1 protein-coding gene is annotated in these 16,479 nt (G+C 46.1%); it reads left to right on the top strand.

Annotation, left to right across the window (positions count from 1 at the left end):
- Nucleotides 1–5: 5 nt before the first annotated feature.
- Nucleotides 6–16,475, top strand: coding sequence for a non-ribosomal peptide synthetase (locus ACQVGT_RS11545; RefSeq protein WP_080030729.1), 16,470 nt, complete (start codon nt 6–8; stop codon nt 16,473–16,475).
- Nucleotides 16,476–16,479 lie beyond the last annotated feature (4 nt).

The raw sequence follows: 16,479 nt of genomic DNA, 5'->3' as shown, positions 1-16,479 counted from the left end.
AAGGCATGAAGCGGCAGTTGAAAAGCCCGCTTTCAGAAGGGCAAAAAGGGCTGTGGATGCTTCAAAAAATGTCTCCTGGGATGAGTGCATATAACATTCCTTTATGCTTTCGCTTCAGCAAACCAATACATGCAGAGACGTTCAAGAAAGCCCTTCTGTTTGTACAGAGACAATATCCGGTCTTAGCCAGTGTGATTCAAGAAGAGAATGGCATTCCATTTCAATCGGTTCAGTTATCAAAGGATCTTTGTTTTGTGGAAGAGGATATATCAGCAATGAAATCAGCAGATATCTTTCCTTTTCTAAAAGAAAAAGCAAAAGAACCTTTCCAGTTGGAAGCTGGTCCGTTATGGCGCACACATCTTTTTCAACGGTTAGAAGAAGAATGCATTGTTCTTATAACAATTCACCATATCATATTTGATGGTGTGTCGATGCTGACATTGATATCGACGCTATTCAAAGCGTATCAACAATTGCTGAATGGAATTGAGCCCTTGCAGCAGCCATTAACAGCTGATTATTACGATTTTGTCGATTGGGAAAAACGGATGCTGACTGGCAGAGAAGGGGAAGAGCATCTCGCTTACTGGAAAGAACAGTTGTCTGGGAGTCTGCCAGTTCTTGATTTGCCTGCTGACCGTCCGCGGTCTTCAGCACGAAAATTCAAGGGGCAAGCTTATAAAAGCTTGCTCCCCCATCACCTGAGAAATCAAATTAAATCGTTTGCCCGCACCAATCATGTGAATGAATCGGTTGTGTTTCTCTCCATTTACAAAGTACTGCTGCACCATTATACAAAACAAAAGGATATCATTGTCGGCGTTCCGACAATGGGTCGGCAAGAAGACAGATTTGAAACCCTAATCGGTTATTTTATCAATATGATGGCTGTTCGGAGCAAGAATATCGGAGCTCAGCCATTAACAGCATTTATTCGGGAGCTGCAGCTGACAATGGCTGACGGTCTGGATCATGCGGCGTTTCCGTTCCCTGCATTGGTAAGAGAGCTGAATGTAGACCGCTCGGCCACGGATTCTCCGGTTTTTCAAACAGCCTTTCTGTACCAAAACTTTTTTCAGGCAACAGGCTTGCAAAAAGTGCTCGAACCGTATCAAACGCTTGGCATCGAATATATTGAAGACATTCGGCAAGAGGGTGAATTTGAGCTGGCACTCGAAATATATGAGCAACAAAATGAAACAGTGCTTCATCTTCTGTACAACCCTGATTTGTATGAACTGTCCTCCATTGAAAGCATGATGGAGAACTATATGAAGCTCGCGCAGCACATGATGGAGGAACCGTCTTTGCCGCTTGAAGCTTACTCTTTGCAATTAAATCAAGAACAAACTAGTTTGCTGGAACAATGGAATGCGACAGGGACAAACATCGCAAATGACAAGTGTATACATGAGGTGTTTGAGGAAAAAGCGAAACAAACCCCCAATGCGGTTGCTGTGATGTTTGAAGACAGATCACTTACATATAAAGAAGTAGATGAAAAAAGCACATCTGTGGCAGTCTACCTTCAACATCAGGGTGTTGGACCTGAACAGCCCGTTGGCATTTGTGCAGAGCGTTCGTTTGATATGATCATCGGAATTTTAGGAATACTGAAAGCTGGCGGAGCGTATATGCCGTTAGATTCAAGTTTTCCGCAAGAACGATTAGAGTACATGCTCAAAGACAGTCAGGCATCCATTGTCCTCACCCAACCTAACGTTCATGAGAGGATCAGCGGATTAACTGGCAGCCATGTAAAAGCGATCAATATCGAGTTAGCTTGCCGAAACGGTTATACAGACCAGCAAAGCAGCGGTTTAAAGCGGGAAGTAAAACCGGAACACCTCGCTTATATTATTTATACATCGGGAAGCACCGGAGAGCCTAAAGGGGTTATGGTAGAGCATCGGAGCATTATGAATACCCTGAATTTTCTTGAATCTCACTATCCTGTAACGGCTGAGGATGCATATTTATTGAAGACGAACTATGTGTTTGATGTATCGATCTCAGAATTATTCGGATGGTTTATTGGAGACGGCCGTCTTGTGATTCTTCCGCCTAATGGGGAGAAATCACCGCAGCTTTGCATGGATTATATTGAAACATATAAAGTGACTCACATTAATTTTGTGCCGGCCATGCTGCATGTTTTTTTAGAAATGGCGAAAGACAACAAGCGATTCACAGAGGACGGACCGCTGAAGTATATGATGGTTGCAGGTGAAGCCTTCCCTAAAGAATTAGTGAAAAAGGCGGTATCACTCTTTACAAACTGCCGTGTTGAAAATATATACGGACCGACGGAAGCCTCCATTTACGCTGCGTATTTCGGATGCGGAAAAGGAGATATCGCAAGTCACCATACACCGATTGGAAAGCCTGTCTCCAACACGAAAATTTATATTGTGGACCAGCATTTGAAGCCTGTCCCGATCGGAAAGCCTGGTGAGCTTTGCATCGCTGGAGCGGGTTTGGCAAGAGGCTACTTTAAAAAGCCGGAGCTTACGGCTGAAAAATTTATTGATAATCCCTTTGAACCAGGGACGAAGCTATATAAATCGGGTGATTCAGCAAGGTGGCTTCCTGACGGCAACATAGAATACTTGGAACGGATTGACAGCCAAGTCAAAATACGCGGTTTTCGCGTCGAGCTGGGCGCAATAGAAACAAAGCTGAGTGAATTTCCGGGCATTTTAGATCAGGCGGTAGTGGTGAAGCAGCTGGAGGGCCATCAACAGCTCGCTGCTTATTATACAGAGGAAAGCGGACATGCCTCTGCCAATCCAAAAGATTTGCGCCTTCATCTAAAATCGAGTCTGCCGGAATATATGATACCTTCACACTTTATCCGCTTAGATGAGCTTCCATTATCGCCCAGCGGAAAAGTGAACCGTAAAGAATTAGAAAAACGTGAGATCGTGTTCAACAGAAGGAAACCAAATCACTTGCAATTAACGGAAATAGAGGATCAGGTGCTGCGCATTTGGGAGGAAACGCTCAAGGTCAGCGGATTTGGGCCGGAAGACGGATTTTTCGATGCGGGCGGCGATTCGCTTCTGGCTGTAGCTGTGGCTGAACGAATCAAAAAAGAATTCGATTGTGAGTTTCATGTTACTGAGCTGTTTGAGTATTCCACGATCCGTGCAATCAGTGAATACATTTTGGAGATGAAAAACTCAGATCTAGCCGGGACACAAAATGAAGATCATCAGGATGTCAAAAAAGATAGAAAACACCTAGAACAGACGATTCCTCCTTATTTTGACGACAGTGTTGCGATTGTGGGGATATCTTGCCAGTTCCCGGGTGCGCAAAATCATCATGACTTCTGGAACAACATCAAAGAAGGCAAAGAAAGCATACGATTCTTTTCTGAAGAAGAGCTTCGCGCAAATGGAGTTCCCGAAGAATTGATACAGCATCCTGACTATGTGCCGGTGCAATCAGTGATCGAAGGGAAAGACTTATTCGATCCCAGTTTCTTTCAAATTTCGCCAAAAGATGCTGAGTATATGGACCCTCAGCTCCGCCTCTTATTGCTGCACTCCTGGAAAGCGATTGAAGATGCAGGATATGTGGCTAAGGAGATTCCGGCAACAAGTGTATATATGTCTGCAAGCAGCAATTCATATAGAACGTTATTGCCGAAGGAGACAACAGAAGAACATGAATCACCGGATGGCTATGTCTCATGGGTTTTAGCCCAAAGCGGAACCATTCCGACCATGATCTCACATAAGCTCGGATTAAAAGGGCCAAGCTATTTTGTTCATTCTAACTGCTCTTCATCACTAGTCGGTTTATATCAAGCATACAAAAGCCTGACATCGGGCGAATCACAATATGCGCTTGTCGGAGGCGCAACATTGCACGCACAATCAGCGATCGGCTACGTGCACCAAAACGGGTTGAATTTTTCAAGCGACGGGCATGTGAAGGCGTTCGATGCTTCGGCAGACGGAATGGCCGGAGGTGAAGGCGTAGCAGTCATCCTGCTGAAAAAAGCTGTGGATGCCGTAAAAGACGGTGACCATATTTATGCCATTATGCGCGGAATAGGCATCAATAATGATGGGGCAGAGAAGGCAGGCTTCTATGCGCCAAGTGTAAAAGGCCAAACAGAAGTGATACAGCATGTATTGGATACAACCAAGATCCATCCTGAAACGGTCAGTTATATTGAAGCACACGGGACGGGAACGAAATTAGGCGATCCTATTGAAATGTCTGCTCTAAATAAAGTGTACAAGCAATACACCGACAAAACACAATTTTGCGGAATCGGTTCAGTGAAAACGAATATTGGCCATTTGGATACAGCTGCGGGGTTAGCCGGATGCATTAAAGTTGCGATGAGTTTATACCATAATGAACTTGCACCGACTATCAACTGTACGGAGCCGAATCCGGATATAAAGTTTGAAAGCTCTCCTTTTTATGTTGTCCGTGAACGAAAATCGTTAGAGAAACACTCAGGTATCCATCGGGCGGCTCTGAGCTCATTCGGCCTTGGCGGAACTAACGCCCATGCTATATTTGAGCAATATGAAAACATTTCTGATGCAGATACCGAAAACGAAGGCAATCAGCCTTACATCATTCCTATATCAGCTAAAAATAGTGAACGGCTCCAAGTATACGTGAAGGAAATGCTGTCCTATATCAATCAAGACGAGCAAAGGTATTTCTCTTTAAGAGATATTGCATATACCTTCCAAGTCGGCCGTGAAGCAATGGATAACAGGATCGTTTTTATAGTGAACGATCTGGAAGAATGGAAACATCAGCTGGAAGCTTTTGTGACTGGAAAGCCGCTCACAGAAGGCTGTATTCAAGGAGAAAAAACGAGAATGACATCCGCTGAACAGCTGCTTGGAAATGCTGAAGCAGATGATATGGCTTCATCACGGATATCAAAAGAAGAATTGAGAAAGCTTGCCGAGATGTGGGCAAATGGCTTTCACGTTGAATGGCGCAGGCTCTATCCAAATACAAAGCCACGCCGCATCAGCTTGCCGACATACCCTTTTGCCGAAGAACGATACTGGCCTGAAAGCAGCATCGGCGCTATCACAACAATTGAACCATCTCGTTTGCATCCTTTGGTGCACCATAATACATCGGTTCTGTCAGAGCAGCGTTTCAGCTCCATTTTCACAGGACAAGAGTATTTTATTGCCGAGCATATCATTAAAGGCATGGCGATATTGCCGGCGGCGGTCACGCTTGAAATGGCAAGAGCCGCTATAGAACAAGGAATTGGCGGATTGGAAGATCATGAAACTGGAATCAGGCTGAAAAATGTCGTGTGGGTTCGCCCGGTTGTAGCAGGAAGTGAGCCGGTTCAGGTAAATATCGGACTTTACGATGAAGATGGCGGACACATTGCTTATCGGATGTATGGTGATCCGGAATCCGCTGATGCAGAACCAGTTGTATATAACCAAGGTAAAGCGGAATTGATTCAGTTAAAGCAAGAAAAAGCACTGGATCTTTCTAAGATCAAGAAACAATGTGATCAAAGCAGAATGGATGCTGCCTCGTTTTATGAAGGGATGATCGGCGCCGATTACGGTCCAGGTTACAAGAGTGTAGAGGCCGTATATAAAGGCGACGGCCAGCTGCTTGCCAAATTATCACTGCCGGAATCTGTTTCACATACGTTGGACAATTATGTTCTTCATCCAAGTGTAATGGACGGGGCGTTACAGGCTGCTGAATATTTGCAAAATGTCGTCAGAGCGGAACTTTCAGACAGTGAAGACTTTAAGGCAGCACTGCCATTTGCCCTGGAGGAACTTGAGGTCTTTCGTCAGTGCGTTTCTGACATGTGGGTTTATGTTCAATTCAACTCGAAAAACAAACCCGGGGATTTGATACAGAAAGTCGATATTCACCTATGCGATGAGCATGGCATGATCTGCGTGCGGCTGAAAGGATTTTCGACGAGAGTGATGGAGGCTGATATACAAACCGAACCATCAAAAGTCAACACTGAAACTTTATTGCTTCAGCCCGTTTGGCAAGAACAAAAGGCAGCTGAAGGCGCGGCAGCAAAAAAATATGCAGAGCATCTCGTGTTCCTCTGTGAATATGATCATGAGACGAGAAAACAAATTGAAGCAGCCATCGAGGGTGTCCGTGTATACAGCCTGGAAGCAAGGCCTTCTTCAGTAGATGGGCGTTTCCATTCTTATACAGAACAAGTGTTTAAAAAGGTACAAGAGATCATTCGTACGAAACCGAAAGACGGCATTCTCGTTCAGATCGTAACCTCTGCAGAGGGAGAACAGCAATTGTTTTCAGGGTTGACAGGACTGCTGAAAACAGCTTGTCAGGAAAATGCCAAACTAACCGGCCAAATGATTGAAGTCAGCAGTGAAGAAAGTGGAGAAAGCATTGCTGGCAAACTGTTAGAAAATCAAATGAGCAGCGATTCATATGTCAAATATCAAAACGGGACACGGTATATTGCTGATTGGCGTGAAATCAAACAGGCAAAAGGAGACGCCAGCAAACCGTGGAAAGACAATGGCGTTTATCTCATTACAGGAGGTGCCGGCGGACTAGGTCATATTTTTGCAAAGGAAATTGCGGAACAAACGAAAAATGCGACAGTCATTCTGGCAGGCCGCTCACCTCTTAGCGAAAGCAAAAGCAAAAAGCTGGAAGAGCTTCATAGCAAGGGGGCTGACATCACCTACCGGCAAACAGATGTTACCAATAAAATTGAAGTCTATCAGCTTATTGACGACATTCAAAAAAGATATGGCCGTCTGAACGGTATTCTTCATAGTGCCGGAATCATCAAGGACAGCTACCTGGTTAATAAACAGGCAAAAGATCTGCACGATGTACTGGCGCCTAAAGTAAAAGGGCTTGTTTATCTAGACGAAGCGAGCAAGGATTTGCCTTTAGACTTCTTTATTCTCTTTTCATCTCTTTCAGGAAGTTTAGGGAGCATTGGCCAGTCTGACTATGCGGCAGCCAATGTATTTATGGATATGTATGCAGGCTATCGAAATAGGCTTGCCGGCCTCAGCCAGCGGCATGGGAAGACGCTTTCTGTAAACTGGCCTTTATGGAGAGATGGAGGCATGCAGGTCGATCAAGAAATTGAGAAAAGGCTTGTGCAACTGGCCGGTATTGTTCCTATGAGGGCGGAAAAAGGAATTCAGGCATTATATCAAGCACTTCATTCAGAGGCAAACCAAGTAATGGTGATCGAAGGCGATGTGCAGAAAATAAAACAAAACATGCTGGCCAAAAACGCCTCAGCACCTATGGAAAAGAAGGAAGCAGAACACATGACTGAACAAATAAATAGCATTGATACAGACAGTTTGCTGGATAAAGTAAAGGCGATGTTAAAGCGAGAGATCGCCAAGCTGTTAAAGGTCAAGCTTGAAACAATTGATGATCATGCCGAGATGACGGTGTATGGTTTTGATTCTATCTCCATGACTGAATTCACCAACCATATCAATCGCGCCTATCAGTTAGAGCTGACGCCAACCGTATTTTTTGACCACCCGACGATTCATGCGTTTGGCAAGCATTTGTCAGAAGAATATCAATCGGTATTTGCGAAGACATTTGCTGTGCGCGCTGCATCGGCTCAGCTTCAGCCTGCTGCGAAACAGGAACAAGCCGTGCGTGCCAAAGCTAAAAGACGCAGAAAGCAGCAAGTCATGCTGCCAAACGCCATACAGAGTGATGCTGGGCCTGAGCCAATTGCCATTGTGGGCATAAGCGGGATTTTCCCTATGGCGAAAGACGTTGAGGCGTACTGGAACATCTTAAAAGAAGGCAAAGACTGCATGACGGAAATCCCGAAAGATCGCTGGGATTGGCGTGAATATGAAGGTGATCCGGCGAAGGAAGTCAATAAAACGAACGTGAAATGGGGCGGTTTTATTGACGGTATTGCAGATTTTGATCCATTATTCTTTGGCATTTCCCCGCGTGAAGCTGAACAAATGGAACCTCAGCAGCGCTTACTGTTGACTTACGCCTGGAAAGCGATCGAAGATGCAGGATATTCGGCGAAAAGGTTGTCAGGCACAAAAACCGGCGTCTTCATCGGAACGGGAAATACAGGATACAGCTCTCTTCTATCTAAAGCGAACTCGGCAATAGAAGGATCAGCGGCAGCCAATACGAGCCCATCGGTCGGTCCGAATCGGGTCAGTTATTTCCTTAATCTGCATGGGCCGAGCGAACCGATTGATACAGCGTGCTCAAGTTCACTAGTGGCGATCCACCATGCCATCTCTTCAATTGAGGAAGGCACTTGTGACATGGCATTAGCCGGCGGTGTAAATACGATTATCCTTCCTGAGGTGTATATCAGCTTTGATAAGGCGGGAGCACTGAGCAAAGAAGGAAAATGCAAGACGTTTTCAAATCAAGCCGATGGTTTTGCGCATGGGGAAGGTGCCGGCATACTGTTCCTGAAAAAATTAAAAGCGGCTGAAGAAGCGGGAGACCACATTTACGGAGTCATAAAAGGCAGTGCAATCAATCACGGCGGCCGTGCAGCCTCTTTAACGACTCCCAATCCGAAGGCGCAGGCAGATGTTATTCAGTCGGCATATCAAAAAGCGGGAATCGATCCGAAAACCGTGACCTACATTGAAGCCCACGGAACCGGGACGGAGCTTGGAGACCCGGTTGAAATTAACGGTTTGAAATCAGCTTTTAAAGCATTGGGTGTAAATGAAGGAGACACATCAGCCAATCCTTACTGCGGATTAGGGTCTGTAAAGACAAACATCGGCCACTTATCGCTGGCAGCCGGTGCAGCAGGAGTTATTAAAATATTATTGCAGCTTAAGTATAAAACCTTAGTGAAAAGTCTGCATTGCGAAAACGTGAATCCATACATTCAGCTGAAAAACAGTCCGTTCTATATCGTACGGGAAACGGAAGAATGGAAAGCGCTGAAAAATGAACGGGGAGAAGAGCTTCCTCGCCGGGCAGGTGTCAGTTCATTTGGAATCGGCGGGGTAAACGCCCACGTGATTATCGAGGAATATATTCCGGAAGCATCCGATGAGAATATACCATCCATCACGCCGGAACATCCGGGTATCTTCGTTTTATCGGCTAAAAATGAAGCGCGGCTAAAAGAACATGCACAGCAGCTGGCAGATGCGCTTGATAAGCAAACATATAGTGACGTAAATCTCGCCCGAATCGCTTATACACTGCAAGCCGGACGGGATGCGATGGAAGAACGTCTCGGGATTATTTCCGGTTCCATTGAGGATGTACAGCAAAAGTTAAAAGACTTTGCAGCAGGCAAAAGCGGTGTGGAGGATGTATTTAAAGGCAGGATTGATAAAGGCACACTCCAAATGCTGACAGAGGACGAAGAGATTCAAGAAGCCGTCGAGAAATGGATGGAACGGGGAAAGTATGCAAAATTGCTTGAATTATGGGTAAAGGGGCTTGATGTAGACTGGACGAAATTGTATGGCGAGAATCTGCCAAAGCGCATCAGCTTGCCGACGTATCCTTTCGCAAAAGACCGTTATTGGATCTCTGATCATATTGAAAAAAGCGGCAGCATTGATGCAAATCAAGCAGCCTCCCGCCTTGGCGGAGCCATGCTGCATCCATTAATGCATCAAAACACATCGAATCTCTCGGAACAAAGGTTTAGCTCTATTTATACGGGAGAAGAGTTTTTCTTTGCTGATCATGTTGTGAAAGGCCAACGGATTTTGCCGGGAGTGGCTCATCTTGAATTGGCGCGGGCAGCTGTTGAGCAGGCCGCAGAGGTACAAGATGTACCGCGCATCATGAAGCTAAAGAATGCGGTGTGGGTGCGGCCTATTGTTGTAGAGGATCAGCCGCAGCAAGTACACATTAGGCTTTTACCGGGAGAAAATGGTGAGATCTCTTATGAAATCTATGGTCATTCAGACGTTACTGGCGAACAGTCAATCGTCTACAGTCAAGGCAGCGCGGTATTGAATCCTGCTGAAAATCTGCCGGCGGTTGATTTGCAATCTCTGCGGGAGCAGTGTCAGGAAAGTCATTTCAGCGTAAACGAAGTATACGACACCTATCGAATGATTGGATTTGAATATGGTCCTGCTTATCGCGGAGTGAAAAAAATCTATACAGCTGAACAATTTGTTTTGGCAAAATTGTCATTGCATCCGTCAGCTGCAGATACGCTCAGCCAGTACAACATGCACCCTGGGCTGATGGATTCTGCTTTGCAGGCGTCAAGCATTTTGACAGGCGCCGGGGATAACCAGCTGACACTGCCTTTTGCGGTGCAGGAGCTTGAAGTCTTCGGAGCATGTTCTTCAGAAATGTGGGTATACGCAAGATACAGCCAAGGCAGCAAGGCAACTGATAAGGTGCAAAAGCGCGATATTGATATTTTAGATGAGAGCGGCAATGTTTGCGTACGGATGAAAGGATTATCTTTCAGAGCAGCAGAAGGCGGCTCTGGATCGGCGGAATCTGATCAAACGCTGGAAACCCTGATGTTTGAAGAAAAATGGGTGCCTAAGGATTTTAAAAAAGAAAGTCCTGAGCCTCATTACGAACGGCACATTGTCATGCTTTGCGACATGAATGGCCTCTCAAAAGATCGCATTGAATCAAGAATGACAGGAGCGGAATGCATCGTTTTGGAGTCATTCCGCGAAGGACTTGCAGAGAGGTTCCAAGATTATGCCGAACAAGCGCTTGAGACGGTCCAGGGTCTTCTCAAAAGCAGACCTCAGGGCAATGTTCTGATCCAGCTGCTTACCTCTGCACAAAGAAAGCAGTACTCATTCTCAGGGCTATCGGCGCTCCTTAAAACCGCCGGCCTGGAGAATAAAAAACTAATCGGCCAGACGATTGAAATCGATTCACATGAAAATGTTGAAAGTGTAATAGAAAAACTGAAAGAGAATAAAAGGCACACAGAAGATCAGCACATCAAATATGAAAAAGGCAAACGGTACATCAATGATCTGGATGAAATGCAAATAGATGATCGGGAAATAAGCATGCCGTGGAGAGATAAAGGTGTATATCTCATCACGGGTGGCGCAGGAGGACTTGGGTTTATTTTTGCAAAAGAGATTGCTCGTCAAGCCGAACAGCCTGTGCTCATTCTGACAGGCAGATCCGCGTTGAATGCGGATCAGCAGGCGGAGCTTAACGAACTTCAGCAATTAGGGGCACGCGCAGAATACAGGCAGGTTGACGTGACACAAACGGAAGCAGCCTCCGAGCTTATCACAAGCATTACGTCTGATTACGAAGACTTGAATGGTGTCATTCACAGCGCTGGGCTGATTAAAGATAACTATCTTATGAGCAAAACCAATGAAGAGCTGACACAAGTTCTCGCTCCTAAGGTGAAAGGGCTTGTGAATGTGGATGAGGCAACCGAGCATCTTGCGTTAGATTTCTTTATCCTCTTTTCTTCAATATCAAGTGTTGCCGGCAGCGCGGGACAGGCCGATTATGCAATGGCTAATGCATTTATGGACAGTTATGCTGCTTATCGAAATGCGCTTGTAACCGCCATGTACAGGCACGGACAAACGTTGTCAATCAATTGGCCGCTCTGGAAAGAAGGCGGCATGCGCGCGAATAAAGAAATTGAAAACATGACGTTGAAAAACACAGGTGTGACTCCAATGCGGACCGAGACCGGCATTCAAGCGCTGTATAAAGGTTTGGCATTTCGCAAAGATCAAGTTATCGTCATGGAAGGAATCAAAGACATGATGAGGGAAAAGCTGACTCAAAAGCCGTCTTCTGATGATGTACCAATGAAAACAGTGCAAGTACCGGTGACATCTGAAGCGAGAATGGATCAAGGGAATATGTTTGACCACATTCAAGAAGTTTTAAAGCAAACAATCTCTCAATTGCTCAAAATCAAACCTGAAGAGATTGACCCGGACATGGAGTTTAATCAATATGGATTTGATTCGATTACGTTAACTGAATTCGCAAATACACTGAATGAGAAGTACAAGCTGGATCTTACGCCTACGATCTTCTTTGAGCACGCAACTGTTTATGCATTTGCAGGGTATCTGTCAGAAGAATATCCAAATGCTTTTACAGCTCAAACGCCTGCCAAAGCTGGGGTGCTGATGCAGCCTGTCGAACAGAATATAAAAAATATGACGTTTTCGACTGAAAACCGCTTTGTAAAACCTTCGGTAACACCAATGCAAAAGGAAGCTGATCACAAGCCTGAGCCTATTGCGATTGTGGGGATGAGCGGCGTTTTCCCAAAGGCAAAAGACGTTGAGGAATATTGGAAGAACCTGTCTTCGGGCACAGATTGTATTACAGAGGTTCCAAAAGACCGCTGGGATTGGCAGGAGTATTACGGAGACCCTCTGAAAGAAGCGAATAAAACAAACGTCAAATGGGGCGGTTTTATTGATGAAGTAGCTGACTTTGATCCATTGTTCTTCGGCATATCTCCGCTGGAGGCTGAGCAGATGGAGCCTCAGCAGCGCCTGTTAATGACCTATGCGTGGAAGGCGGTAGAAGAAGCGGGACACTCAGCGAGAAGCCTGGCAGGAACCAAAACGGGCATCTTCATCGGGACAGGAAACACAGGGTACAGTTCACTTTTGTCAAATGTAGACATCGAAGGCTCAGCGGCTGCGAATATGAGTCCTTCTGCAGGACCGAATAGAGTCAGTTATTTCCTGAACATTCATGGACCGAGTGAACCGATCGACACTGCGTGCTCAAGCTCTTTGGTCGCCATTCATCATGCGGTTTGCGCCATTGAAAATGGAAACTGTGAAATGGCGATTGCGGGAGGGGTCAACACGGTCGTAACTCCGCAAGGCCATATCGCCTATGATAAGGCCGGGGCGCTGAGCAAAGAAGGAAGATGCAAAACATTTTCTGACAAAGCCGATGGATTCGCAGTCAGTGAAGGTGCCGGCATTCTCTTTCTGAAAAAGCTGACAGCGGCTGAACGAGACGGTGATCATATTTACGGTGTCATTAAAGGAAGTGCGGTAAACCACGGTGGCCGCGCAAATTCTCTAACGACTCCTAATCCGAAAGCTCAGGCGGATGTCGTAAAAACAGCATATGAAAAAGCGGGAATTGATCCAAGAACCGTAACTTATATTGAAGCGCATGGGACTGGAACCGAGCTGGGCGATCCAGTAGAAATCAACGGCTTAAAAGCGGCATTTAAAGAGCTGTATGAAAAAACGGGGGACCCGGCTGTTCATGGCAGCCATTGCGGACTTGGGTCAGCGAAAACAAACATCGGTCACTTATCGCTGGCGGCCGGTGTGGCGGGTGTCATTAAAGTGTTATTGCAGCTCAAGCATAAAACGCTTGTCAAAAGTCTGTACAGTGAAACTGTAAATCCATATATCAGACTGGATGACAGCCCGTTTTATATTGTGCAGGAATCGAGAGAATGGCAGGCGCTTCGGGATGAAGCCGGCCGAGAGCTGCCGCGCCGCGCAGGTATCAGTTCGTTCGGGATAGGCGGCGTCAATGCCCACGTGGTCATTGAGGAATACATTCCGAAAGAAACAACCCATCCTGCAACAGCACCAGCTGTGACAGCACAGCACCCGGGCATCTTTATTTTGTCGGCAAAGGATGAAGATCGTCTGAAAGACCAAGCCCGGCAATTAGCAGACTTTATCAGCAAGCGATCTATCACTGCTCGTGACCTCACTGATATTGCTTATACACTCCAAGAGGGGCGTGATGCAATGGAGGAGAGATTAGGGATCATCGCTGTCTCGACTGGGGACTTGCTGGAAAAACTGAACCTCTTTATAGAAGGGGGCACCAATGCGAAGTACATGTACAGAGGCAGAGCAGAAAAAGGTATCGCACAAACATTGAGATCAGATGACGAAGTACAGAAAACGCTCAACAATAGCTGGGAGCCTCACATATATGAAAGACTGCTTGATTTATGGGTAAAAGGCATGGAAATAGGCTGGAGTAAACTGTATGACGGCAAACAGCCGAAACGCATCAGCCTCCCTACCTATCCATTTGCGAAAGAACGCTACTGGATAACGGATACGAAAGAGGAGGCAGCCGCCCATCAAACAGCTTTAAAAACAGTCGAATCAGCAGCTTTGCATCCATTGATACATGTCAACACATCTGATTTGTCAGAGCAGCGTTTCAGCTCGGCCTTTACAGGTGCTGAGTTCTTTTTCGCCGATCATAAGGTGAAGGGAAAACCGGTTATGCCGGGCGTGGCATATCTTGAGATGGTTCATGCTGCCGTTACAAGAGCAGTGAGAAGAACCGAAGATCAACAATCTGTTATTCACATCAAAAATGTTGTGTGGGTGCAGCCGATTGTGGCGGACGGCCAGCCTGTGCAAGTGGATATCAGTCTAAATCCCCAGCAGGACGGCGAGATTGCTTTTAACGTCTATACAGAGGCTGCACATAATGATCGAAAGATACATTGTCAAGGCAGTGCTTCAATCCGCGGGGAAGGAGACATTCCAGTCCAGGATATCAGCGTGCTTCAAGATCAATGCAGTTTAAGCACACTCTCACACGACCAGTGTTATGAATTGTTTAAGGCGATCGGCATTGACTACGGACCTGGTTTTCAAGGGATAGATCGGCTTTACATCGGCCGCGATCAAGCCTTGGCAGAGCTTTCTCTGCCTGCTGGTGTAACTCACACACTGAATGAATTCGTTCTTCATCCAAGTATGGCCGATTCTGCTTTACAAGCGTCGATCGGGCTAAAGCTGAATTCCGGTGACGAGCAGCTTTCTCTGCCTTTTGCGCTGCAAGAGCTAGAAATATTCAGCCCGTGTACAAATAAAATGTGGGTGTCTGTGACATCTCGTCCTAATGAGGACAAAATACAGAGACTGGATATTGATTTGTGTGATGAACAAGGCCGAGTGTGTGTAAGAATCAAGGGGATTACCTCAAGGCTGCTGGAAGAAGGCATACAACCGCCAGACGGGCCGACATCACTAGGAAACTCCAAAGCAACTCTTAACGGAGCGCTTCTTATGGCGCCGATATGGGATCGAGTGCAGCTGGAGAAGAGGATCATTTCGCCTGCTGATGAGCGTGTTGTCATCCTCGGAGGGGATGACAACAGCAGAAAAGCTGTTCAAAGGCAGATCCCATTTGCCAAGGAGCTGTACATTGAGCCGAACGCATCAATTCATAGAATTGCAGGACAGCTTGAAGCACTCGGATCGTTTGACCACATCGTGTGGATGTCTCCTTCTCGTGTGACTGAGTGCGAAGTCGGCGATGAAATGATTGAAGCCCAAGATCAAGGCGTCATTCAAATGTATAGGCTCATTAAGGCAATGCTTTCTTTAGGCTATGGACAGAAGGAGATAAGCTGGACGGTCGTGACGGTGAACACACAATATGTTGATCAGCATGATATTGTCGATCCGGTCGATGCCGGGGTGCACGGCCTGATCGGTTCAATGTCAAAAGAATATCCAAATTGGCAGACAAAGCTGATCGATGTTAAAAAATACGAAGACCTGCCGTTATCTCAACTCCTTTCCTTGCTTGCCGATCAAGAAGGGAATACGTGGGCCTATCGAGACAAGGTCTGGCATAAGCTTCGTTTGATTCCAGTACACAACAATCAACCGGTGCACACGAAGTATAAGCACGGAGGCGTTTATGTTGTCATAGGCGGAGCTGGCGGTATTGGTGAGGCGTGGAGTGAATATATGATCAGAACATATCAGGCGCAGATCGTTTGGATTGGCAGAAGGAAAAAGGATGCAGCCATTCAAAGCAAGCTGGACAGACTTGCACGTCTAGGGCCAGCCCCGTATTACATTCAAGCAGATGCGGCTAACCGAGAGGAATTAGAACGCGCGTATGAAACAATGAAACAAACGCATCGAGAAATCAACGGTGTCATTCATTCTGCGATTGTCTTACAAGACCGAAGCCTGATGAATATGAGTGAGGAATGTTTCAGAAACGTTCTTGCTGCAAAAGTTGATGTAAGCGTGCGAATGGCACAAGTTTTCCGGCATGAACCACTGGATTTTGTTTTGTTTTTCTCTTCCGTACAATCGTTTGCAAGAGCTTCCGGACAAAGCAATTACGCTGCGGGCTGCAGTTTTAAGGATGCTTTTGCACAGCGGCTGTCTCAAGTATGGCCTTGTACAGTGGCTGTGATGAATTGGAGTTATTGGGGGAGCATTGGTGTTGTTTCATCACCGGATTACCAGAAGAGAATGGCTCAGGCAGGCATTGGCTCTATTGAAGCCCCTGAAGCAATGGAAGCTTTGGAATTGCTGCTTGGGGGACCGCTAAAGCAGCTAGTGATGATGAAAATGGCAAACGAAACGAATGATGAAGCGGAACAGACAGAAGAAACGATTGAAGTGTACTCGGAAACTCACGGCTCCGCCATTCAAAAGCTGCGAAGCTATCACCCGGGTGACAGCACAAAGATTCAACAACTGTTATAGGAGG

It is taken from the genome of Bacillus sp. SCT118 (assembly GCF_058566435.1).
This window is presented reverse-complemented; position numbering and strand designations above follow the sequence as displayed.